This window comes from Flexithrix dorotheae DSM 6795 (assembly GCF_000379765.1).
GTDB classification, from domain to species: Bacteria; Bacteroidota; Bacteroidia; order Cytophagales; family Flammeovirgaceae; genus Flexithrix; species Flexithrix dorotheae.
In genome coordinates this window covers 1-23,965 of the sequence record NZ_KB903476.1, presented here as the reverse complement: position 1 = coordinate 23,965, position 23,965 = coordinate 1, and the positions used below count along the sequence as shown (strand labels likewise).

Here is a 23,965-nt window from a genome sequence, read left to right as displayed (position 1 = left end):
AAGCAGTGATGGGCGAATAATTTTTATTAAAAAAGATTTTCATCTTGACTGTGGTTTGTTCAAATAATTACCAATATTGCTTGATAGTGAGCGCTTTCATCTCATTATCAAATCATCATGGTATGAATTAAACATGTTTAATTCTACTCAATTATTTGCAAAAGTAAGGATGTATTTAAAAAAGTCAAGTAAAATTTTTGTTTGAGGATGGATTTTTCTATAAAAGTCAAATTTGGCTATATTAAAGGTTAACCATAATGGAAAATTAATTACTTGCCAGGGGTGGAATTGGGTGTAATTAGAAGCTGTTTTTATAAAAAATAAAACCCATCAGAATTGAGAGGTTCAATTCTTGATTATTTAAAGGGATGTTTACCAACTAACACTATAGATTATGAATGTTTTCAATACCAAAAGGTTAAGAATACAACCATTTGAAACAACTGAACTTGAGCTTATTCATCAATTATTTACCAACCCATTTATTAGAAAATTTCTCTGGGATGATGAGGTTATTTCCAGGGAAAAATGCCTGGAGATACTTGCTGAAAATAACTCTCTTTTTGAAGAAAAGAAATTTGGCTTGTGGAAAATCACTGAAAAAAATCACAACAGGGTAGTGGGATTTGTAGGCCTATGGTATTTTTTTGATGAATCCCAACCTCAATTGCTTTATGGGCTTTTACCTGAGTTTACCGGAATTGGTTATGCAATAGAAGCCTCAGAAGCGGTAATTGACTATGCATTTCATACATTAGGCTTCTCCTATATCGATGCAGCCTGTGATCAGCCAAACCTGGCTTCCCAAAAGGTAGCCAAAGGTTTAGGAATGAAATTATTAAAGGAAGAAAATATAAAGGGAAAATCCACTCTTTTTTTCAGGATGGAAATAAAATAATATAAGTCCTTTAACCTAAAGGTAGTTAAACAATGCAACTGAAAGCTTTGGTTTTCTGTTAAATAAAGAACCAATATTTTTTAGTGAAGGATCTTTAAATCAGCTATTCGCAGAAGAGTAGCCTAAATACTAACTACCATGGAACAAATCACAAGGAAGTCGGAAATTGGGGAATTATTACCCAAGGTGTTGGAAAAATATTCAACAATAAACCACAATGCATTCATTGAAAAACTGGATGAAGTTTTTCTTACCAAAAAAATAAAATTCCCATTACTCGAATATATAGGAATAGAAATCGCCAAAGTTGTCCCTTACGAAAATCAGATTGAATTAATGGATGATATTATGCAGCTGGATAGGGAAGGAGGGAATGTTTTGGTGGGTATTATTTGCCAGTTGCGGCTGGAGGCCGATTTTGAAGAAGCCTTTCTTTTAGCCAAAAAATATATCATTAAAGGAGACAAATGGTATGTGTGTGATATTATTGGAGAACGGGTTCTTGGTTTTGGTTTACTTACTAATCCTAATAAGGCCTGGCCGGTTTTGAATAATTTCGCCAAACATGAAAATAAGTGGGTGGTGCGGTCTGTTGGAGTGGGTATTCACTATGCGGTGAAAAAAGGCCTTTCCATTGAACATACTGAAAGGTGTTTCCGTCTGCTGGTTTCCTTGTCCAAAACTACAGATTTCCATACCAAAAAGGGAATTGGCTGGGCGGCTAAAACGGTGGCAAAGTTTCATCCCGATTTCATTATGAACCGTCTGGAGGAAATCCAGAATAATAGCCAGATAAGGCAGTGGTTTAAAACAAAACTTAAAATAGGGCTGGGAAATACTTAGTACCAAAGAAATGTCATGAATAATAATAGTTTTGGCTTGATAATCAGTGTACTAACTCACTTAATTGTCTTACGAATTTCGGTCAGGTTACACTAGTGTTTTGCAGGAAATTGAAAGTAAATCCATTCTGAATAAAACCAAGCATCAGGACAGTTGGTTTTTGGATAATTATACGATCAATCCATACAGTGGGTGCTCGTTTAATTGCCTCTATTGTTATATAAGAGGAAGTAAGTATGGTATTCATATGGAGAAAAAAGTGTCTGTGAAAAGGAATGCAGTGGAACTTTTGGAGAAGCAACTGAAAAACCGGGCAAAAAAGGAGGCGTTCGGATATATCGTAATGGGTTCCTCTACTGATGCTTACCTTCATTTTGAGGAAGAATACCAACTCACCAGACAATTGCTTCAGGTTATTCTAAAATACAAATTTCCCGTTCACATCATTACCAAATCCAGCCTTGTATTAAGAGATTTAGATTTGCTTCATGAAATTGGAGAGCATGCTATTTTACCAGAAAACCTGAAGGGAAAGCTTAAACATAAAACGATTATTACTTTCTCCTTTTCTACTACTGATGCAAAAATTGGTAAAATTTTCGAGCCGGGTGCCCCTGCTCCCTCCGAAAGATTAGAGGCTTTAAAATTTTGCACAAAAAACAATTTCACTACGGGTGTAAGCCTGATGCCTTTACTGCCATTTATATCGGACAGGGGGGAACATTTGGTAGAAATGTTTGAAGCTTTTAAAGCCGTTGGAGCCAATTACATTTTACCAGCAACCATTACCCTGTTTGGTTTGGGAAAAGCAGATAGCAAAACCCTTGTATTTGAAGCAGTGAAAAAGCATTACCCTGATTTATTGGAAAAATATCATCAGTTTTTTGGGAATAGCCATGAAATGCCGCCTTATTATCGGGATGCTTTTTACAAAAAAATGCAGGAACTTTCTCTGGAATATGATCTGCCATTAAGGATCATTCCTTAAATCCCAGTTTATCTTTTAGCCACATTAATCCGATTATAGATTTTGCATCTACCAGTTTGCCCTCCTTGAAATATTGCCAGAGTTCCTCCATAGAAAAATGTACTTCCTTAATGTCCTCATTTTCATCATCTACACCTCCTCCCTGGGATTTTTTATCATCGCTTGTGACTTCTGTAAAATATAAAATGATTCGTTCTGAAGTGCCTCCCGGAGAAACATAAAATGTAGAAATATGTTCCACTTCGGCAACGTGATAACCTATCTCTTCTTCAATTTCCCTAATTAAGGCTGCTTCAGGGTTTTCTTCCTTTTTTAACCCACCAGCAATTATTTCAGTGATCCAGCCGGGCCCTTTCTCATAGGTTGGATAGCGGAATTGCTCTGTTAAAACGACTTTCTTTTTATCCTTATGCCAGATAATAGCGGCTACAGAATCCCCTCTTTCAAAATTTAGTAAACGGATTTCGGGCGTCATTTCCCCATTGTGTTTTTCGTATTGTAGTCGGGCGGCATCTATCTTGAAAAACTCATCAAATACCCTTTTTTTCTCTATTATGTTTACCTTCTTCATTTTATCTTCTAATCTTGAAAACCAGCCTAAACTATAAAATTTATCAGGAATTATAAATCCCAATCTTCAGGTTGGGAGGCAATTTCTTTAAGTTTCTTGTTATAAACTGGTAAAAACTCCTGATACTCTTCTTCTGATACCAATAATTTGAATTGTTCTTCCAGGGCTATTTTGGCGAATTCATCATAACGCATTTCAATACTGGTAAGGATATAAGCCTTTAAAATCCCCGCATTGAGGTCATTATTTTCTACTCCTTTTAGCAATAGCTCATAAGCCTTCTCAGGTTGATCATTTTCCTTAAAGAAATTTGCAGCTTTCAAATAAAACTCCGTTTTGAATGGATGCTCTTCTATGGCATTCTGGAAAAAACTTCCTGCTTTTTCCGTCTCTCCCTGTTTGGCAAAATAAGATGCTTTATAGAATGATTTTAGTCCGGCCTGAGGTTTCCCAAAACTGGTATTTTCCACTTTTTCTAAAAACTCCTGATCTGTTTTCCCCTGAAAATGTACATATCGGAGAAAGCTTAATTGGAAGTGGGACATAATCTGATCATTCAAATCCTCTGAGGTGATTTTTTTCATGTAAACTCCTGCGTTGGCTTCGTCTCCTGCATCTAAATAGGTATGAATTCTTTCAGCACCGATTATTACTCTGATATCATTATTTTCAATCTGACTATAGATTTTATCAAATTCCTCATTGCTGATATTGGACTGATTGTAATGCAAATATCTGTATTTTACCAGATCTGAAGTACTTGCTTCCATCAGCTTGAGAGAGTTAATGCTGTCGGGAACCAGATAATTGAGCATATCGGTAGCTACAAGGCCATATTCCCCCGGCTTTTCCTCTCTTAATTCCTGCCAGGTAGCAATTGCTTTTGCTTTATCGGGAAGTTCTGATAACGCAATGGCATAATTCAATTTTGCTCCTTCTTTTCCTCTTCTTACTGCAATTCGGAAGTAATCGGCTGCAGATTGGTAATCTTCCATTTCGAGTAACCACATGCCCAGCATATTGGCATAATGGGCGTTGGTTCTGCTGCTCGACTTATATATATTGGTCATCAACTCCAATGCATTTCCAAATTTTCCCTGATAATAATAAATGTTGGCCAGGGCGAAATTCAGGAATTCAAGAAACTGAAAATTTTCCTGAACTTTTGCAAATTCCTTTAATTTTCGAATGACTGTGGTATCTCCTTCTTTTCTCTGGTTGAGTGCATAATTATAAATATAACATAGCTCGGGAGTTCCCAAGACCGAATCTTTTAAATAGGATAAATCTAAAGTCTGGGAAGTTTTTTGTTCAAATGCATTCAGAAAAACCAATTCATTGCTTTTAGTTCCTATGTAGGGTTGTGGTGTCCAATCCTGGTAAATAGAATCCAGGCTGCTATAGATATCGTATTTGGTCCATAGTGAAAAAGAATTGCTCTCTGGTATCTGTGGATATTTGGCCAGGTTTCGGCTTTGATCAAAATAAACCAAAACACTGTCAGGAAGCATGTTTTTATCATTCACCAGCAAGGCAAGGTTATTATAAAGTTCTCCGCTATCAGGACATTTCTCAATACCTTTCTGGAGTGTTACAATTGCCCTTAAAAAGTCTTTGTCTTTCAGCTGAATTTCAGCCAATTGTGCATAGGCAAATGGGCTGGGATTTTTGGAAATAGATTCTTCAAAGAAAATTTGTGCTGCTGCTTCATTGTTTTCCTCCATGGCCAGTGCCCCCAATGAATAGTAGGACCTGTGATTTCTGGAGTCGAAGCCTGTGGCCAGGTTATAGTATTGTTTGCCCAGGTAATTGTCTTTCAGGGCAATATGCAAATCACCTAGTCCATTGAAATAACCGGCAAAAGCCTGCTTATAGGTAAAGAAATTATTGTTGAACAACAAAGCTCCCACAATTAACATACCGATAAAAAGATTGTACATGAAATCAATGGTTTTCGGTATGTAGAGAATTTTGTAGACAGGTTTTCCCGCCATCATAATTTCTTTGAAGTTACCAAACACATAGAGGAGAAAGCTTATCCCAAATCCTATATGTGAATACATAATGCTGTCCTCATAAACTTCGATTAGAGGATTATTATCGTTGGCAAAGGCAAAGGTGATACTGGCCATGGTGACTATTGCCATTCCCAGGTACAAAAAGGCTCCTGTCGGCTGGAAATCAAAATAATCTTTGTATTGATTTTCTCTTTGCTGAAATCCCCAAATCCCAAAAAAGGTAGTGCCAATAAACAATACAAACGGGGAAAGGAAATAAATATCTAGGTCAATGTTTTTGGTGAGATGGAGGTAAACATAAATCAGGTTGGCAAGGTAAACCAGCGTAATAAATAAGAATCTTCTCCATCCCTGGTTACCCTGATTAAAACCGGGATTGGTAGCGATGTAAACAAATACCCTTATAAATTCATGGGCATTGAGCAAAATAAAGATAATAGAAATTACAATGGGAACAGCAATACTATAGGTAGAAAGATGCATAAATGGCTGTTCAATTTCTGCAAACTCACTGATGATATAGGCAAAACCAATGGTTATTAAAGTATAGATGGAGAATCTTATCAGGTAGTTTACCCCTTTGATAAAACTATGAAAAATAAAACTGGTAATGCTAAAAGTGCCAATGACCAGGATTAGAAAAAATTTATCGTGAATATTTTTAAAAATCCTTAATAGCTCGAAGCTCATAGTTCCCCACAAAATAGCCAGCAAGGCAAGGCCTATAGCATACCAAATTGTTCTTAAGTCGGAAATACTGGTAAGCATAAGGTTTACCCCAATGCACAATACAATTAAGTAAAGATAATGTGCATCATAGTTAATCAGGATGCCAGTGGGCTTGAAGGTTTCGATTAAAAGGTAAGAATCGGCTTCTACTGTAAATTCGAAAAAGTTTTTTGAAAATCGGTCTAGTACTGTCTTTACTATATCAAGTTCTCCATCCCAAACCCATGCAATTACTGCCTCACTTCCCAGCATATAGTAATAGCTGTAAGCAATGGTAGATAAGATGAGGATAATTAAGGATAGAAAGTATAAAAATTTATAAGAAGCCTGCCAGTTACGCCAAAAAATAAAGTTGTTCATTGAATATGAAAGATTAAAAAATGCTTTTGAAGTGATTCAAATTTATTTCTTTAGGCTGCAAATTGCCTCAGAGGCGTCTTTCCGGTTCAAGAATCTCAGTTCACAGAAAAATTTAGTATGGTCCGGTATTCCTGTAGTTCCACTAACAAGTGTTGGCACAGTACAAATTTTTTACTTCCTGAGAAACTTAATCTGGCCATTTTCGCTCTCTAACAAAAAGATTAAATCACTTCTACGTTTCGGTAAACGGAAAACAAAGTAAGGTATTTTGTTTGATTCTTATAATTAAGTGCCTGAATTCCTTTTAAGAAATCCCAAAAATCGCATCCTATTCCTGGTAATCTCTTTAAAATTAGCAACTTCAGCTTATTGCCAATTGGCTGGACAAAAATAAGAGATCATTAATTAACACAAATCTCTAATTATAAATTAATTCTGAGGAGGAACAGGCTAATTGGCCTTTAGTATTATTCCTATCAGTTTTTCTAAGCTTAATTCAGATTTTATGATGCAAAAAACGCTGTTTTCCCTGAGCTTTGAAATGTACTGAAGCTAATAGAATTTTCTTCAGACGAATATAAGATTTTGTAACCAAAATTTTATAGCACAACTTTGCAGGCATAATTGTAATTTTAGAACAGTAAATATTTGTTTAAATAGTTTTGCAACTTTCTGATCATTAGGCTGTTATTGCCAGAAAAGAAAGGTGCTGATGTATAAACTTGAAGAATAATTCATGAAAGCTCAAAATATAAAAGTGGCCATTTTTGTAGGATTGTCTTTAATGTTTATAATGTTTTCCTTTTACTTCTATCAGACATTTTATAATCCAAATGTATTGATTCGGAAATATGAAGGAGAACTTTATATTCCCAAAGATGCCACGATGAAAAATGTAGTCGATTCCATGAAAAAGTACAATTATTTGGAAGATGTGGTCTCTTTCATGTTTGTATCTAAAATTCTGGGCTATCAGGAAAAAATTAAGCCGGGTCGTTATATCCTGAAGAAAGGAAAAGAAGATAAGGGAATTAGTAACCTGGATGCTGTTCGTTTTTTACGCTCGGGGGCGCAGACTCCGGTACAGGTTACTTTTAATAATATCAGACTGAAGAAAGATCTTGCCCCTAAAATTTGCCGGTGGGTAATGGCAGAAGAAGCTGAGTTTAACAGGTTAATCAATGATACCGATTTTGTAGCTTCTTTAGGTTTTGATACTACCACCATTACCACTATGTTCCTTCCCAATACTTATGAAATGTATTGGACTACTGATGCGGAGGCTCTGATTAAACGGATGAAGCGGGAGTACGATAAGTTTTGGAATGAAGAGCGGCTGGCTAAAGCGCAAAAGCTAAACATGACACCCGTAGAAGTTTCTGTTTTGGCTTCAATTGTTCAGTCTGAAACCAAAAAGCTTGATGAAAAACCAATTGTTGCCGGGTTATATCTCAACAGAATAGATAAGGGAATGACGCTGGACTCTGATCCTACTGTGGTATTTGCCATTGGTGATTTTTCCAAAAGACGTGTTTTAAAAGTGGATTTACAATACGATTCCCCGTACAATACCTATATGTATAAGGGATTACCTCCCGGGCCAATCACGCTGCCCGATGTGACTTCCATAGATGCAGTTTTGAATCATGAAAATCATAATTATATTTATATGTGTGCCAAAGAAGATTTTTCAGGCTATCATCGTTTTGCTACAAATTACAGGCAGCATATCAATAATGCCAAAAGGTACCAGCGGGAGTTGAATAGAAGGAAAGTTTTTAGATAAATTTTTCCTTTTGATTATCAATGAGTTAACTGTGTTGATTAATTTTTTTTATATTTTTTCTTCATTAAAGTTTGTACAAAATAAAAACGTAATTAGATTTGCACTCCCAAAACAAACGAATCGGACAACAAAAGATAAGTTTGGGGAGAGATCAGAAGGATCAAAAAAACATAAAGGGATCTTAGCTCAGTTGGTTCAGAGCACCTGCCTTACAAGCAGGGGGTCACTGGTTCGAATCCAGTAGGTCCCACACTTAATAATTCAGAACTCCAAGGGAGGTTATTTAAAGAGAAGTCTCAAATTAATATTGAGACTTTTTTTATTGTCTGTGGTTTTAATTTTTTTTTCACCCATAGAACCTAATAACCGAACATGCTGAAAATTAGATTTAAGTTGAGAGAAACTTCTCCCAACTCCTACCATCTCTATTGCACTATTAGGGCGAACAAGAAGCCCGCAAAATCTACATTGTCCACAGGGATTAGACTAGAAAAAAGTGATTGGGATAAAAAAAGGCAAATTATTACAAATTCTGAGCTGACCTTTGAAAATCAAAAATTACAACAAATCCGGAATGACCTCCAGGATACCTACAAGTTCCTTTCTAGCAAATTGAGCCCATACAATTTAACAGGTGATGTTGTTAAAAGGGCCTATTCGTTAAATGAAAAACCAAGTATTACTTTACTCCAGGTCTATAATAGTTTTTTTGAATGGCGACTTGAATTGAGAAAAAGAAAAAAGGTGAAGTTTAAGGATATTACTTTAGCCACTCAGATGGCCCATAGAGATTTTATTAAAAAATTTTTAGAGGAATTTTATGATACAGACTATAAATTAGAATTTATTGATGAAGATTTCATGGACGAAGTTTATGATTATGGAATTAAGGTAAAAGGCAATTCTCATAATCATTTAATGAAAATTTTTCAATTATTAAAGAGGGTTGTTAGGTTTTCTAAGGAAAAAGGGTGGATTAATTATAACCCTATTTCACTTTACCCATTATGTTTTGAGCCTGGTGTATCTGATAACTTTCTTTTTGATTACGAGCTGGATAAAATAACAAGTCACACATTATTTAGTGATGTTTTAATCAAAACAAGAGATTTGTTTGTTGCTCAATGTTGGAGTGGCTTTTCCTATGTGGAATTATATAATTTCAATTATGAGGAACATACCTTTCTTTATAAGGGAGGGAGATTCATAACCAAAGATAGATCAAAAACAAGTGTGGGAAGTCTGTTGCCTGTTTTTCCGGAATTTGAACGAATTCTTAAAAAGTATAATTATAAAATCCCTGTTTATAGCAATCAGGCTTATAATCGCTACCTCAAAGAACTAGGCGCAATTGTAGGTATTGATTTAAAACTAACCACCCATGTGGCTCGGAAAACTGCAGGAAATTTATGGCTTAATAAAGGAATAAAAATGGAGGTAGTAAGCAAAATGCTAGGCCATAAAAGCATAAAAACTACAGAGCGATTGTACGCCAAAGTACATCCCGAATTAGTTTTTCAGGAAACTAAGCATTTAATTTCATCTCCAGCATAATGCAATTTTGAAAAACTAGTAATTTATTTTGTTCGCCTATTTTTTAAGTTGATTATCTACCCGATTGAAAAAACTTGGAGGGTTATTCCTGGCATTTTGGTAATGGAAATTACAGTATATATCGCAAAATTGATACGCAATATTATTCCAAAAATTTGTCTTTAGTAAGTCAAGAAGTTTATTTATGCTTTAATAGGTAAAAATTCACTTCGAATCATCTGTTTACTGCAGACATCATATATTTAAAATTGGAATATTCCTTAAACTGCCTACTTTTAAGTAAAAAGGAATCGGATGTGTCTACATCTATGCACTGTTAAGTTATAACAGTAGTGTATTATCGAAATTTATAACTTTTTTTTTGCAAAAAACATTGAAAATATATTAGATTAGGAAAAATTAAAATACAACTAATGATATTAGAAACGGTAAAAATTAAAAACTTCAGAGGGTATCAAACTGAAACTATTATACCTATTTCAAGACTTACAGCATTTATAGGGAAAAATGATGCAGGAAAATCAACTGTTCTTGAAGCCCTAGAAATCTTTTTCAATAATTCATTAGTTAACTGTGAAAGAGATGATTTAAATATTTCCGCTGATAGTAATAAAATAGAAATAAGTTGTATTTTTTCTGACTTTCCAGACGACCTAATAATAGATGCTGCAAATCCAACATCATTAGAAATAGAATATTTATTAAATGAAGAAAATAAACTTGAAATAAAAAAGGTTTTTGCTGCTACGGCTGCAAAACCAAAAGAGAAAGTGTACATCATTTGTAATCATCCAAGTGTTGTAAATGGAAATGATTTACTAACTCTTAAAAAAGGAGAATTAAAACAGAGAGCTAATGAATTAGGAATCCCTACTGAGAATTATAATGGGAATGTTAATTCTTCTATTCGGCAAGCAATTAGAGAATCATTTGTAAATCTTGAACTTAAAGAAACAGAATTACTAGTTGATAAAGAAGATACCAAAAAAGTCTATGATACTTTAAAAGCATATTTACCTCTTTATGCATTATTCCAATCAGATAGACAAAGTAAAGATGATGACAAAGAAGTTACAGACCCAATGAAAATTGCAATACAGCAAGCATTGTCTGAACTAAAAACTGAACTAGAACATATTAAAGACCAGGTAAGAACTAAAGCTATTGATACCGCTAAAAGGACTTTAGCAAAACTTAAAGAAATGTCCCCAGATTTGGCTAACGAATTAATTCCTGACTTTAAAACTGAACCCAAATTTGATTCTCAATTCAAACTAACTATAAAGTCAGAAGAAGATATTCCAATTAATAAAAGAGGAAGTGGAATACGAAGGTTAATTTTATTAAACTTTTTTAGAGCAGAAGCTGAAAGGTTAAGGGTTCAAAATAAAGGAAATCAAATAATCTTTGCTTTCGAAGAACCTGAAACCTCTCAACATCCTGACCATCAAGAAATGCTAATACAAGCATTTATGGAATTATCAAATACGGGGAATTCACAAATTATTTTAACAACACATACACCAGCATTAGGAGGCTTACTTCCTCTAGAAAGTTTACGATTCATTCAAAAAAATGGAAATGATAGATCGGTTGAATTAGGATCAGAAGATGTATTTGAGAAAATTGCGGATGCCTTAGGTGTTTTAGCAGACCCTATTTCTAAAAACGCAAAGGCAATTCTACTTTTAGAAGGAAAAAGTGATGTCACTTTTGTAAGCCATACCGCAACTCAATTAAAAAGCGGAGGATATATTTCACACACATTTGAAGATAAAAGAATAGCTTTAGTTCCAATTGGTGGTTGCGGCAATTTAAAACATTGGATAACACTCCGTTTAATTGAGCAATTCGATATTCCATACTGCGTAATGTTTGATTCAGATAAAGGTACTAATGAAGAGCAGGATAATTTAGATAAAATTCAAGAATTGTGCAATAACGGGATTAAGGCATATTTAACTATAAAGAGAGAACCCGAAAATTATATACATCTTGATGTCTTGAATTTACCTACTGGAAGTACTTTTAGTTTTACGGATACCTGCGATGCTAAAGTATTGATAGCAACTGAAAAAACGTCAAGAAAACAAAATGTCCTTGAAAATTACTGGACACTTATGACAACAGAACAAATCAGAGAAGTTGAAAAATATGATGACAATGGAACTGATCGATTTGAATTTACTGAAATGTTTTCTGATTTTTTAAGTCTTGTGCCATAAATAAAGTCAATTTATCTATTTCTTCAAAAACATCTTTAAGGAAAGATAAATCAGGAAAATATTAATAAAACCCAAATTTCTTCCTGTTTTATTGATAAAAAAAATATTTTAACGAACTAGGTTACAGAAAATTTTATATTTTTAATTAATCTGGCTAAATCAGTTTCATATATTTTTTAAATTTTAATAGCTTTTAAAAGGCTAAAACAAACACCTAGACTTGATTTAGTTTACTACTAATAAAAGGAAAGCAATCCATAAGCAATGAATTACGAGAAAAACAGAGAGAATCTGAAAAATTTAATCGAATGGAACAAATCATATCAAGACAAAGATAGAAATGAAGCAACAACAAGGTTTCATTTAATTGACAGAATTTTATTAGAATGTTTAGGTTGGGAAAAAAGCGATATTTCAACAGAAGAAAATTATAATGGACAGTATACAGATTATACATTAAGTTTATCACGTCCAACAGTTATTCTTGAGGCCAAAAGAGAAGGAAATTATTTTGAAATAGCTGAAGGGAAAAAAGGTGTAATATATTCATTAAAAACTTTATGTAAAGATAATCCAAAGTTCAAAAAAGCAATAGAACAAGCCTGTGGATATTGTAATGAGCGCGGTGTTGAAATCGCCATTGTTTCAAATGGGTGGCAAATTGTTGCATTTGTTGCAAATAGACTTGACGGAGTGCCTCCTTTAACAGGGAATGCCATTGTTTTTGCTTCACTCGATAAAATGGAGGAAGAATTTTTGTGTTTTTGGAATTACTTATCCAAAAGTGGAATTCAATCCAAAAACTTAAAAAATAAATTATGTGGAATTGTACTTCCTGAATTACCTTCTAAACTGTCTTCTTCAATAAGTTACTATCCTGGGATCAAAAATAGAAATCCTTTCCAAGCTAATCTCCATTTATTAAGTGAGTTAGTTCTAGAAGATGTTCTTAGATACCAAGATTTAGAAAAAACTTTTTTAGAAGAATGCTATTGTAACGCTGGTGCTCTATCAAATTATGCAACAGTAAGTAAAGAAATTTTAAGAACAAGATATGAGAACCTATTTGAAGAGAATCAAGGAAACTTCGTTATTCAGTCTGCCGTAGAGAAAAAAGGAATAAATCAAGACTTTAAAAATATTTCAGCTCATAGTATGAGCAGAAGACCTATCCTTTTAATTGGAGATGTAGGTGCAGGAAAATCTACATTCATTAATCATTTAATTAAAGTTGAAGCGCCAGATATTTTCAATGATTGTATAACCTTAAAGATTGATTTAGGAAGTACAATTGTATTGTCAATGGATATTCGAGAAGCAATTTTAGATGAAATCATAAGGCTTTTATTAAAAGAATATTCAATTGATATTTATGAGTATGATTTTGTTCATGGTATTTACCATGGAGAATTTCAAAGATTTAAAAAAGGAATCTATAAAAAGTACTTCGATAATGATACTGATAAAGCTTTAGACTTAACAGTTGAATTCTTTGAGTCTAAACAAAAAATTAAGAGTGAACATATAAAATCTTCGCTTTTTCATCTAGCCAAAGGTAGAAAAAAACAGATTGTTATATTCCTTGATAATTGTGACCAAAGAAATTATGACACACAACAAATGGCATTTCTCATTTCACAAGAGATAACAGAAAATTGGCAACCTGTAACGGTATTTGTTTCTTTACGACCTGAGACATTTCATAACTCAATTAAAGGAGGTGCTCTCAGTGGATATCACCCTAAGGCATTTACAATTGCTCCACCGAGACTTGATTTAGTAATAGAAAAAAGGTTGGAATTCGCCAGAAAAATTGCTAATGGTGAAATTAATTTAGCACAATTTGAAGGCTCAGTTGGGGTAAACCTTTCTACCCTTAAAGGATTAATAGAAGTTTTAATACATTCATTTGAAAATAATGATGATTTATACCGATTCATTGATAATATCTGCAACGGAAATATTCGTCTAGGTATAGATATAGTAAAAAACTTTCTTGGAAGTGGACATATAGATACTGAAAAAATTGATCGAATCTATTCTGAAAAGGGTCGTTATACTATTCCATTACATGAATTTCTACGTGCCGTAATTTTTGGAAATAATGTTCATTATGATCCAGAGAGTTCCTACATAGTAAATGTATTTGATGTTCATTATAAGGATGAAAAAGAACATTTTCTGCTACTAATAATCCTTTCAATTTTAGAGTCAAAAGCCACATCTGGAAAAGATAATGGTTTTATCGAAACTCTCAAATTATCTAACCACCTGCAAGCATTAGGGTTTTCAATAGACCAAATTGATTTAATTACAAATATTGCTATAAGTAAAAAATTGATAGAAACCTCTGGAAGGGGAGCAACCATAGATGTCAACAATTTACCAACGTCTTTAAGAATTACAACTATGGGATCTTATCATCTGAATTATTTATGTAACCAGTTTACATACATTGATGCAATTATTGTAGATACACCCATATTTGATAACTCTATTAGACAAGAGGTTCAGGATACTTTTCTTATTCAAAAAAGAATTGACCGTGCAAGAATCTTTATCTATTACTTAGATGAAATTTGGCAAGATTTAGAAAACAAACCAACACAATTTAATTGGGTGAAAATTTCCCAACAAATAAAGAAAGATATTGATAAAGTTGAAGCAAAGGTAAAAACACCGTTAACTAACCCTAGAAAACCATAACCATTTTGTGGAAGAGCATTGTTTTTTAGCTCATATTGTATATCGATCAAAATAAAAATTCAACAAATGCAAGAAATTAAACTTTGGAATATCGAAGGAAAAACTGTTAATCAAATTTTACAATCAAAATTAGACTACGAGAATAGGCTTGAAAAATGGCTAATTGAAGATATTTCAATTCTTTCAAATAGTTTAGCTGTTATTGGTAGTCAAGTCATTACAGCCTATAATAATAAAATTGATATATTAGCAGTTAATTCAGTTGGAGAAATAATAATCATTGAATTAAAAAGAGATAAAACGTATAGGGAAATTGTTGCTCAATCATTAGATTATGCTACATGGGTAAAGGATTTAAATTATGATGAATTAAATGGAGTATTTAATAAGTACGGCAGATCCCAATACAATGATTTAGGTGAATATTTCTCATCTATATTTAAGAAAGATTCTGAAGAAATAGATTTTAATTCTGATCATAAAATACTTATTGTTGGTTCCGAAATTGACGATTCAACTGTTAGGATAATTGACTATTTATCCGGAGAACCATATTCAGTAAATATAAATGCCGTAAACTTCAATTATTTCAAGGATACTAATGGAAGGGAATTCTTAGCACAATCTTTTATCAAACCCGAAGAAAGCATTGTTGAAGAAAGTAAAAGTAAAAAACGAAAAAGAGCTAAGTCAATAGTTTCCCAACTCTTTGATTCACAAAAATTAAAAATAGGTCAAAAAGTATTTTTCAAACCTGCATTAGACAATAAAATTGAAAAAAGGTTAGTCGAAGCAGAAATTGTAAATACCAATCAAAGTTGTCTTAAAATAAATGGGAGTAATGAATTATTTGCTTTTAGTAAGCTGAGATATATCTGGGCAGAAAAGTTTAACCTTAATGAAGTGCGTAAAGACTGGGGGTTTGGAGTTAGATTTGACTGGATAGAAGAAAATGGCAAAAGTCTAAGTGATTTATTGGAGGAATAGAAACGAAAATAAAGAGTAAATCTCATTTACAAATATTTCACCCCCTCCCTCACTGATAAGACCTTAAATAATCAATCAGATAGTCAATAAAATCAGTGATTTCTTTGGAATTCCGGAGTTTGATTCTGCTTTCTCTGATGATTAAGAGGTAATCAATTAAATCATCCACACGCAGGAATGCTTCTTTGGTGGGCATGAGGATGAGGTATTTGAGATGTAGATCTTCTTTTTTGATGGCCAGGTCGTCTTTTAGTTTTTCCTCTATTTTTTTCAGCTCCAAATCCCTTTTCTGTCTTCTGGCCATTTTGGCAATTGCATGTTCCAGGTTTTCCACCAGCCTTGCGGTAAACTTTAAGAATTCTGTGGTCAGGTTTGGTTTATCATCCATCTCAGCTAAAAATTAATTTTTCAATGTTGGCCGCACATAACCTGATGGTCGCAATATCACTTTGTTCCAGAGATTTTTCCCGATTGAAAAATACCACCAGAGAATAAACCCGCTCAGCTCTGTTATTTAAGTAAATGGAAAAAATACTTCTGATGTCATAACTATCCAGGGTATCTTTCAATTCCCCATCCGGCATTTCTTCCAGATTGGATAAATACAGCCCTTTAGATCCTTCAGAAATGGTATCCACAATCAGGACTTGCGAAACCTGCTTATTGATCTGAATGCCCTGCCAAAAGTCTTTGATGGGCTCTACTCCGGATACCGCTTCATGGACCATGTAGCATTTGTAAAACTTCTCTTTTTCCTGCTCTTTGTAATCAAACCTGAAAACTGCAATTCGCACCGGACTGATTTTCATGAGCATGTACATGTAGGTATAAATGCTACTTATCCGGTCTGAAATCCCCTGAATAAATTGCCGGTTTCTCACGATAATGACATGGTGTATGAGGTAGGCCATTTTATTGGAAAAATTAATGAAGGCATCGGTGGCCTGCTCTCTTCGGCTAAAAAGCTGGAATAAAAATATTAAGGCAATGGCATAAAGCACGCCTGCAAAAAGTCCGTGTTTATCGAGTAATTCAACCAGATTGATGCCTCCATTTTCCATCATTAAAAAAGTGGTGGGGTAATTTTTTGCCTTTGAAAAGTGGCCGGAATGACTATTTCGCTGGTCAAATCTTTCACCGATATAGTATATTCCCCATCAGCCAGATTTTCAAAAACAGGGTTTTCCAAATAATTCCCATCATTGAGCTTATAAAACACAGTGCCATTACTTTCACTGACATTGACTGTGAATTTTCCATCTGCATTTATGGATTCATCCTCATTTTGAGTGGGAGGTTCCACATCCACAGAAAGCAACAAAGGCTGGTAAAAACTCAGGTTGTCCAGGTAACTAAAACACCTGGAGCCATACAAATGATTAATCAGGCCATTGAGCATTAAGCGACTGAAATACTGAATGAAAGTGAGGGAAATTGAAGTCAGGTCAAAACCTGCCAGTAAATCAAAACTTCTCATGTTCCCAAAACTGGCTGGCAACATACTTTCTGCATTAAACAGGATATTGTTTTCTGTTGAAATGGGCATGATATGAACTGCAGGATCACTCACATCTCCGTTTTCAGGAATATCTCCAATGAGGTAAATATTTTTAGTAGCCGTAATGGGCAGCCTTTTAAAAAGAAAATCCACTTTCAGGTTTTGGATGGCGTAGGCTTCCAATATTCCGTCTTTTTCATGCTCAAACTTGGGAATAAAAGCGTTTTCAGTTTTAACCAGTTTGAGTCTGGCCGGATTCCCCCGAATGGTAAAATCGAATTGTTCTATAGTTTCCATGTTATTTTTGGTTGCTGTTATTGATTGCTGTTTTAGGTTTTCATTAAGATCTCCCCCTTATCGGTTACAAAACATTGCCCCCGGACAAGGCCTCCGTTTCCTGCTTCATTTTGATTTTTAAATTCAGGAAGATTATTCACCGGCACTACAAAACCATTTTCATTGACAATACAAATGGTAAAAGGCGGCAATTCCTCTTCATGGTAAAGCTCTTCCAGGATCACTTGTCCCTGGGTATGTACTGATTTAAAAGCCATCACTCAAAAGTTTTTGTTGAACAAAAAAGTCTCAAATTCAGGGGCAACAATCAAATCCGGATCATACCTGAAACCCACATTTCGAGCCTTGTTCACCACTGGCTGAAAAGCAGGATGACCCACCATATTATTGCAAATATTATCATAGAAATAATACTCGAAACTCATTCCACTCCAGGCGCCAATCACAATGGTATCCGGGTTTAAACATTTAAAGCGATTGTTGATTAAAAAAATCTTGCTTCCAGTGGTATTGCCCCAGGTAGAAACCGCCCAGTTTCCCTGATCCACCATCAAAATATCAGAGTTTTTTACCATGATCCTGGAATTGACAATGGCTCCACTCCCTTGCTGATAAAGGTTTAAACCCACCGCCCATTGACCAAACATGCGCTGCCAACAATCTTCTACATGAATATGATTAACTCCAATCATGGGGACTACCTGACAATTATTCAAAAAGCAGTTTTTAAGCATTAAACCCGCCACGCTGTCATAGCCAGTATTTCTGGTATCTGCATTATTCAAAATAGATACCGTCAATTCTGCATTTTTCACAGCAAGGATCCCGTTTGATCCACTGGTATATTGGGAGTTTTGGATACCGGTAATTTTTTTGGCCTCAATTTTTATTTTAGTGTTGGTCACAGGGTAAATTCTAATGGCTTTATTGCGATTATAGCCATATTGGGCATCGGTGGAAATAAATTCTCCTCTTCCGGTAATTTCAATGTCTAAATCATTATCTCTACAAAAAATACAAAGTCCGGTTTTTTCAATTTTAGCCCCGTCTAAAAAGTGATAATTCACCTGTTTGGTTAATTCCAAATGGTTGGTATATACGCCAGGCATCACCATCACTGTTCCCCCTTCATTTACAGCTTCAGTAGCTTCTGAAAAGGTGGCAAATGGCCGGTTAATTCTGCCCACCTCAGCGGTCAAATCATTGCCATTCGGGTCAACAAATGCCATATTTAACAGTGCAGAATCGGTATTATTGGGCAGTTTGTCTCCCCAAATACTCACATCGATATAAGCCTTGGGATAATAGGGCAAACCAGTTCTTGAAGGACCATATATTAAGGGTTGGGAATTAATGGTAAAAGTGCCACTTGGATTGTTAGGTTCATCTATGGTACTTAGTCCTGATTCGTAATTAAAACTCACATAGATCTTCCCATCCGGAGCGATCTGCATTCCAAAATGAAATGGTGTAGTGGAATTATCCAGTCTTTCCCAATATGTATTTAAAGTAGCCGTCTGAATATCATAAATATAAATTTTATCCCAGGTATATTGGCCATAAGGTGTTTCTCCTACATATAAATAAGCATTATTGGGACTGAATTCAATGGAATAAGGATTGACATAAACTCCGGTATCTACAGGATTACTGATAATTCCGGTGGCATTGTCAAAATCAAACAATTCCACTTTGGCTTTTCCCCCACCGCCATAAGTACTCACGGCCAGCTTGTTTTGCGCAAAATTATCTTTGATAAATCCGGTTTTATCCGTCACATAATCATAGACAATTCCCGCACTACTCACCACCGGATTCATTTCCAAACCATCTTTAGTGAGAAGAAATGCATAAAAATTATTGTTGTTAAAACCATGGGTAATAATCCACCAGTCTACTCCATTCTGGTGCTGGACCATTCCGATTTTTTCTGTGGCATTACTGGCCGGTAAAAGGTTGATATTTTTCTCGGTCACTGTCCCCAATCCTTCGTTCTCCTTCATGTCCACAATGGAATAATTCATGCCTTTGGTGCCTACATTTTCATCTACGGTAAACACCCAATACAAACTTGTTCCTGGTTGCACGGCTACAACCGCACTGGTCGCACTACTTTGATCTCCACTCAAACCAGACTCCATTAAGGCATGGTTTCTATTGTAAATATTAATCCCATTGGTATAAAAAAGCAGATTGCCTTTGGCATCAGAAACCGTGTAGCCACCTTCTTCCTGATTGATTTGCCCACCGGACAAAGGTTTTACTTCTCCATTGGCAAAACGAAGCCCCACTCTTGAGCCAAAAAACCAGTTGATACTACTCAGACCGTTAATATCCAGCTGATCTCCCAGCTCATTTTCAATAATTTCAGGAGGCTGTGGCGAAGTAGTACCAGTCAGTACTTTGGAAATGCCTGGTACTTCCCAAATACGTTTAAATTCCCTAGTCATAGTAAGTCACCATTAGTTTGTGGGAAATGCCATTTTCAGTACTGATGGCCTTAAACCTTTCCATGTTCTTTCTACCCAGGATTTCATAAGCTCCGCCATCACTTAAAATCATGCCTTCTGAAGTTGTGGGATCATCTCCTGTCTCCCAGAAACGACCAGCTTTCAGTGGATTTGTGACCTGTTCATTCGCATCCATACTGATGATACAACTCACTGCGCCAGGTGGCACAGTTAAACCCTGTACAGTATTTCCAATCTGGATAATCGCTTTGGAAATGGCATTGCTTTTCATTTCAATTGGAAGTTTAAATTTTATTTGTAAGCCATGAATGCCGAATCATGGTGATATTATTTCTCAAAATTTGGGTCAAGCAGCATGCTTGTTTCATAGTATTTTATTTAAAATCTCTTCATCTTCTTCTTTTGATAATTCCAGTTTCGGAGAAAAAAGCGGAACTGTTTTTTTGGCAGCAATCAGGTATTTGTTTTCCAGGGAATTACCACGATTCTTTTCTGCAATGGCATAATTCCGGGCAAACGTGGGATCCACTGTAACCACTTTTAGTACCACTGGTGCATCAAATTCAGCGGCTACACCTCCTTTGGTGCCACCAAGAGCATTCTGCTGGAAAATGACAATAAAAATGGTATTGGGAAACTCACTTCTAAGCTCATCGAATCGGGTATTGGCTCCCCAGCTTTGCAGTTTTTGCCAACTGTCAATGACTACACAATCGAAAACGCTGGCAAACTTTTTAACCGTTTCAATCCCTTTTTCAGCTTCTCCGGTAATAGCCAACCGACTTCTGTTTTTGATTTTAATATTGGCTGTTACCAATTTTTCTGTATCCTTGGATTCCATTCCCCCTTGTTCCAAGCTGAAAAAACCGACTTTTCTTCCTGTATCCAAAAAGGCATCTATGAGTTGTGTGACCAAAGTGGTTTTCCCTCCTCCACGGTTTCCAGAGACCGTAATGGCCAGTTTATAAGGCTGAAGTTCTCCTAAAAACTTTCCCATTTCACCAGCCAGTTTAAAAGTAGGTGGCTTTGAAACCGGTTGATGCGCCAGCACAAAACCACCACTTTCAAGGACCGCTGGTTTAATGGTGTCAGGTACTTTTTGATCAGATTCAAGGGTCATGTTCTTATTTTTTGTAATCGTTTTTTCAGGGCTTTTCTTAGAACTTTTTTTAATAGTTTTTACCGTCCGGGCTTTTTTTTTAACAGGCTTTTTTCTTTTGACTGGAGGAGATAGATGCACTCCTGGAATTCCACTTAATCCCGCCAGACTTTCTTTCTGCAGGGAAATACTTTCCTTGTTTCCCCCAATAAAACCTTTTAGGGTACCGGTGATAGCTTTGAGCTTTTCAAAGTACTTATCTGCTTTTAAAATTCTTCGGTTGGAAATGGCATTTTCAATGCTCTTTTTCAGGAGTTGAGCGGACTTTTTGGTAATGCCTTCTTTTCCCTGCAGGTTTAAATAGCGAATGATCAATCGCACACTGGGCAGGATTTCCAATTGTTCCATCACTGACTGCATTTCCCTGAAAATCACTTCTGGAAATTTGATAGTGATATTGGTTTGCCTTTTATCCAGCATGCCATTATAAGTCTTTTCCAGCTCCCGGTAGATATTTCTTAAAAGCGGTTTGTTCTTTTGATCAAAGATTTCAGTTACCCCCTTTTTATTGAGCAATACCGCTGCATTTCTGATTTGGGTTCTGCTTTTTACTTTCTGATGCCAGTTTAAGAACTTTCGGATCTGCTTTTCGGATTCTGTGAAATTGGGCACCTGTTTTCGTGTACCCTTTTTTTCTTTGGATTTGGGTACATTTATCTTTTTAGGTGTGGTCCTTTGAATTGGGGGTTTTGCTGTTTTTATAGGACTCTCTTTTTTTGCTGCTTTTTGAATGGCAGTAGGATGTAACTCCTCTATCACTTCATACAAATCATTGAAATTATCCTGAAAGGCCTGAAGGGAAAGCACCTGTTGATCTGAAAACTGTTTACTCAAATTCTCCATCAACACCAGTTCCTCTTTTACTTTTTTGCTAAGTAAAGTCGGATTAATGGATTTATACCGGTTAAGTATTACTTGTGTGGCCATGTTGTCTCCTTAATTTAAACTGCTTAAATACCTGCCCAACCCAAACAGACTGGTTTGCTGTTTGGCTGCCTGAGCGATGTCATATTTTTTACCCAATAGTTTGTTAAGCTTATTGGATAGCCCCATATAATTATCCTGATAAGGCTCTAATAATTCCTGAGCTTTCTTCTTTGTTATTTTACCCTCATGCGCTCCTTTCAGAAGTTTTTCTGTTTTCTCCTTCAGCACATCCAGGGCTTTTTTCTTTTCCCTTTTTAGTGCCTCAACCTGTCTTTCATAATCCTCTTCTACAGGAGATTTGGACACTGTTTTTTTAAGATTGAGCCTTTTACCAGGGGGGATTTTCCCAAATTCAGTGATTTTATAAATGGCACTTTCCAATTTTTCCAGGAACATCCTTTTATTACTGACTTGTCCGGCCTTATTCCCGTAGGCACTTTTAATCAACCAGTCTGCAATTTCCTTTTCATGACTATCGGTTAATTCTGGAAACCTTACTCTTAATTCTCCAATCCAATCCGCAATGGTGTGCACCACAGATTTGCTTTGCACATCTGAGTTTTCCGTGGCCTTAATGCTATCCATCAGGAAACCTTCAGGATTCAGGTAAGATAAATTGAATATCTTTTTCCAGTTCTTTCCTTCATTCTTTTTGGCTATTTCAGCTACTTCCTTTTTGCTTTTTTTCTGCTTTTTTAAGGCCCTGTAATAATTGGCTCTTTCCGTGTCTGTTTCCCTGGTGGAAAGTGTGTTGGATTCCAGGGCAATTTTTTTGGCCTCGGCTTCACTTACCTGAATAATTTTGGCTGGAATACTGTTAAAGGTTTTGCCAGCTACTTTTTTCTGCTTTTTAGCCAATTCTTTGAATGCCTGGGTTCTGGAGTGACCGGAAAGTATAAACAGTTTTCCTTCCGGAGACTTCCAAAGCAAAACCGGATCAAAAACTTCCCATCTAAAATTCCCGCTTTCCACAGCCTCTAAAATTCTTTGCACCGATTCATGAGAATAATCGGTTTCCCTGTTTTGGAACAGCTTTTTATTGACATGAACTTTTGACAATGGAATAGGCTGAACTTTAGTTTGGGCAGCGTTTTTTTTACTTTTTAACTTCAGTAACCTAATCCTTTGTTTTTGGAGTTGAAGGTTTAATTCAAGATCGCTATTTACATTTCCAAGGCCTGATTTAGCCTTTAATTTCAAAATTCTAATGCGCTGTTTTTGCAAGGCCAAAGCCAGGGCTAAATCATCTTCTTTTCGTGATTCCTTTTGTACTTGTTTCTGTGCTCCGGGTTTATCGGCAATCACTAATCTGGATCTTACTCCAGTCTGTTTAAAAGCTTCAGCTCCTTTGAATGAATTTTCGGGTAATGGTTCTTCTACCCCATCAATTTGATGAAGCCAGTCTCTAAAAGCGGTTTCCTTTTTTCCCTGCCTGAAAAACGCACCTTCCCCAATAATGGCCACCACTCGGCCTCCAGGTTTCAGGATGGAAAAAGCATGTTGCAAATGTGCAATGTCCTGATTGTTTTCAAATGGTGGATTCATAATGATTTTATCCGGAGCTTTTCCTGCATCTGGCGTATAAAGCAAAAAATCATTGCCTACCAGGGTAAAACCTTTCAGTAAAAGGATTTGCTCCAGGCTCACCATTCTTTCAATCACTTGCAGATCATTTTCAGGGTGCAATTCCCGAATGACTTCTGCAATGTGACCAAGGCCGGCACTAGGTTCTAATACAATTTCTCNAGGTTGGATACCAGCTTCTTCCACCAGCCTTTTAGCCAGTGTTTTTGGAGTAGGAAAGAATCCCTTTTCTTTGATATTTCTCCACTTGTTTTCCAACTCCCTTAATTCCCTTTTTTTCTTATCTTCAGTGGAAATTTCAGTGTGGGCAATGGTTTTTAAAGCTTCCACCGCAGCATAGTAGGTATCCTCATTGGTGATGCCA

General features: G+C 35.6%; 17 protein-coding genes and 1 tRNA gene. 9 read left to right on the top strand and 9 right to left on the bottom strand.

Annotated elements, in window-relative coordinates; all coding sequences use genetic code 11:
- Positions 1 to 394: 394 nt before the first annotated feature.
- The 3 genes from A3EM_RS0130480 to A3EM_RS0130470 all read left to right on the top strand — a co-directional run bounded on the left by A3EM_RS0130480 (position 395) and on the right by A3EM_RS0130470 (position 2,729).
- Positions 395 to 898: a GNAT family N-acetyltransferase gene (locus tag A3EM_RS0130480; RefSeq protein WP_020532044.1), complete on the top strand. Its 504-nt coding sequence runs from the start codon at positions 395 to 397 to the stop codon at positions 896 to 898.
- A gap of 138 nt (positions 899 to 1,036) precedes the next feature.
- Positions 1,037 to 1,741 carry a DNA alkylation repair protein gene (locus A3EM_RS0130475; RefSeq protein WP_020532043.1) on the top strand — a complete coding sequence of 235 codons (705 nt, stop codon included), beginning with the start codon at positions 1,037 to 1,039 and terminating at the stop codon, positions 1,739 to 1,741.
- A 64-nt stretch (positions 1,742 to 1,805) separates the two neighbouring features.
- Positions 1,806 to 2,729, top strand: coding sequence for an SPL family radical SAM protein (locus A3EM_RS0130470; protein ID WP_044240312.1), 924 nt, complete (start codon positions 1,806 to 1,808; stop codon positions 2,727 to 2,729).
- Here the strand turns inward: A3EM_RS0130470 and A3EM_RS0130465 are convergent.
- The gene (locus tag A3EM_RS0130465; protein ID WP_157638179.1) at positions 2,719 to 3,300 is read right to left on the bottom strand and encodes an NUDIX domain-containing protein; all 582 of its coding nucleotides are present in this window, start codon (positions 3,298 to 3,300) and stop codon (positions 2,719 to 2,721) included. The genes A3EM_RS0130470 and A3EM_RS0130465 overlap by 11 nt on opposite strands.
- A 50-nt stretch (positions 3,301 to 3,350) precedes the next feature.
- Positions 3,351 to 6,407 (bottom strand): tetratricopeptide repeat protein, encoded by a 3,057-nt coding sequence (locus A3EM_RS0130460; protein WP_020532040.1) that lies wholly within the window; start codon positions 6,405 to 6,407, stop codon positions 3,351 to 3,353.
- A gap of 736 nt (positions 6,408 to 7,143) precedes the next feature.
- On the opposite strand from A3EM_RS0130460, the gene mltG reads away from it, so the two are divergent.
- The 6 genes from mltG to A3EM_RS44080 all read left to right on the top strand — a co-directional run bounded on the left by mltG (position 7,144) and on the right by A3EM_RS44080 (position 15,665).
- A complete protein-coding gene (mltG, locus tag A3EM_RS0130450; RefSeq protein ID WP_020532038.1) occupies positions 7,144 to 8,193 on the top strand; it encodes an endolytic transglycosylase MltG in 1,050 nt (349 codons plus the stop codon).
- 175 nt (positions 8,194 to 8,368) lie between these two features.
- Positions 8,369 to 8,443 (top strand) — tRNA-Val (locus A3EM_RS0130445).
- Positions 8,444 to 8,565: 122 nt separating this feature from the next.
- Entirely contained in the window at positions 8,566 to 9,747 is a 1,182-nt protein-coding gene (locus tag A3EM_RS0130440; protein ID WP_020532037.1) for a site-specific integrase, read from the top strand.
- 413 nt (positions 9,748 to 10,160) lie between these two features.
- Positions 10,161 to 11,972 (top strand): AAA family ATPase, encoded by a 1,812-nt coding sequence (locus A3EM_RS0130435; protein ID WP_020532036.1) that lies wholly within the window; start codon positions 10,161 to 10,163, stop codon positions 11,970 to 11,972.
- A gap of 264 nt (positions 11,973 to 12,236) precedes the next feature.
- Complete coding sequence (locus A3EM_RS44085) at positions 12,237 to 14,678, top strand: hypothetical protein (protein WP_020532035.1); 2,442 nt, start codon at positions 12,237 to 12,239, stop codon at positions 14,676 to 14,678.
- Positions 14,679 to 14,744: 66 nt separating this feature from the next.
- Positions 14,745 to 15,665, top strand: coding sequence for a PDDEXK family nuclease (locus A3EM_RS44080; protein WP_020532034.1), 921 nt, complete (start codon positions 14,745 to 14,747; stop codon positions 15,663 to 15,665).
- Positions 15,666 to 15,714: 49 nt separating this feature from the next.
- Here the strand turns inward: A3EM_RS44080 and A3EM_RS0130420 are convergent, their stop codons facing one another.
- The 7 genes from A3EM_RS0130420 to A3EM_RS0130390 form a co-directional block, all read right to left on the bottom strand.
- On the bottom strand, positions 15,715 to 16,053 hold the full coding sequence (locus A3EM_RS0130420) for a hypothetical protein (protein WP_020532033.1): 339 nt from the start codon (positions 16,051 to 16,053) through the stop codon (positions 15,715 to 15,717).
- 1 nt (position 16,054) lies between these two features.
- Positions 16,055 to 16,729: a hypothetical protein gene (locus A3EM_RS0130415; protein ID WP_020532032.1), complete on the bottom strand. Its 675-nt coding sequence runs from the start codon at positions 16,727 to 16,729 to the stop codon at positions 16,055 to 16,057.
- Positions 16,729 to 17,460, bottom strand: coding sequence for a hypothetical protein (locus A3EM_RS0130410; protein ID WP_020532031.1), 732 nt, complete (start codon positions 17,458 to 17,460; stop codon positions 16,729 to 16,731). The genes A3EM_RS0130415 and A3EM_RS0130410 overlap by 1 nt, the downstream gene beginning before the upstream one ends.
- 32 nt (positions 17,461 to 17,492) lie before the next feature.
- Positions 17,493 to 17,717: a hypothetical protein gene (locus A3EM_RS0130405; RefSeq protein ID WP_020532030.1), complete on the bottom strand. Its 225-nt coding sequence runs from the start codon at positions 17,715 to 17,717 to the stop codon at positions 17,493 to 17,495.
- Positions 17,718 to 17,720: 3 nt separating this feature from the next.
- Positions 17,721 to 19,910, bottom strand: coding sequence for a lactonase family protein (locus A3EM_RS0130400; RefSeq protein WP_020532029.1), 2,190 nt, complete (start codon positions 19,908 to 19,910; stop codon positions 17,721 to 17,723).
- Entirely contained in the window at positions 19,903 to 20,202 is a 300-nt protein-coding gene (locus tag A3EM_RS0130395; protein WP_020532028.1) for a hypothetical protein, read from the bottom strand. The genes A3EM_RS0130400 and A3EM_RS0130395 overlap by 8 nt, the downstream gene beginning before the upstream one ends.
- 93 nt (positions 20,203 to 20,295) lie before the next feature.
- Positions 20,296 to 22,017: a hypothetical protein gene (locus A3EM_RS0130390; protein WP_020532027.1), complete on the bottom strand. Its 1,722-nt coding sequence runs from the start codon at positions 22,015 to 22,017 to the stop codon at positions 20,296 to 20,298.
- Positions 22,018 to 23,965 lie beyond the last annotated feature (1,948 nt).

Bases quoted from the DNA above. Each gene is read 5' to 3' on its own strand.
- A3EM_RS0130400 (WP_020532029.1), bottom strand. From the start codon at position 19,910: ATGACTAGGGAATTTAAACGTATTTGGGAAGTACCAGGCATTTCCAAA.
- A3EM_RS0130390 (WP_020532027.1), bottom strand. From the start codon at position 22,017: ATGGCCACACAAGTAATACTTAACCGGTATAAATCCATTAATCCGACT.
- A3EM_RS0130420 (WP_020532033.1), bottom strand. From the start codon at position 16,053: ATGGATGATAAACCAAACCTGACCACAGAATTCTTAAAGTTTACCGCA.
- A3EM_RS0130395 (WP_020532028.1), bottom strand. From the start codon at position 20,202: ATGAAAAGCAATGCCATTTCCAAAGCGATTATCCAGATTGGAAATACT.
- A3EM_RS44085 (WP_020532035.1), top strand. From the start codon at position 12,237: ATGAATTACGAGAAAAACAGAGAGAATCTGAAAAATTTAATCGAATGG.
- A3EM_RS0130480 (WP_020532044.1), top strand. From the start codon at position 395: ATGAATGTTTTCAATACCAAAAGGTTAAGAATACAACCATTTGAAACA.
- A3EM_RS0130475 (WP_020532043.1), top strand. From the start codon at position 1,037: ATGGAACAAATCACAAGGAAGTCGGAAATTGGGGAATTATTACCCAAG.
- A3EM_RS0130435 (WP_020532036.1), top strand. From the start codon at position 10,161: ATGATATTAGAAACGGTAAAAATTAAAAACTTCAGAGGGTATCAAACT.
- A3EM_RS0130440 (WP_020532037.1), top strand. From the start codon at position 8,566: ATGCTGAAAATTAGATTTAAGTTGAGAGAAACTTCTCCCAACTCCTAC.
- A3EM_RS0130405 (WP_020532030.1), bottom strand. From the start codon at position 17,717: ATGGCTTTTAAATCAGTACATACCCAGGGACAAGTGATCCTGGAAGAG.
- A3EM_RS44080 (WP_020532034.1), top strand. From the start codon at position 14,745: ATGCAAGAAATTAAACTTTGGAATATCGAAGGAAAAACTGTTAATCAA.
- A3EM_RS0130460 (WP_020532040.1), bottom strand. From the start codon at position 6,407: ATGAACAACTTTATTTTTTGGCGTAACTGGCAGGCTTCTTATAAATTT.
- A3EM_RS0130415 (WP_020532032.1), bottom strand. From the start codon at position 16,729: ATGATGGAAAATGGAGGCATCAATCTGGTTGAATTACTCGATAAACAC.
- A3EM_RS0130410 (WP_020532031.1), bottom strand. From the start codon at position 17,460: ATGGAAACTATAGAACAATTCGATTTTACCATTCGGGGGAATCCGGCC.
- A3EM_RS0130465 (WP_157638179.1), bottom strand. From the start codon at position 3,300: ATGAAGAAGGTAAACATAATAGAGAAAAAAAGGGTATTTGATGAGTTT.
- mltG (WP_020532038.1), top strand. From the start codon at position 7,144: ATGAAAGCTCAAAATATAAAAGTGGCCATTTTTGTAGGATTGTCTTTA.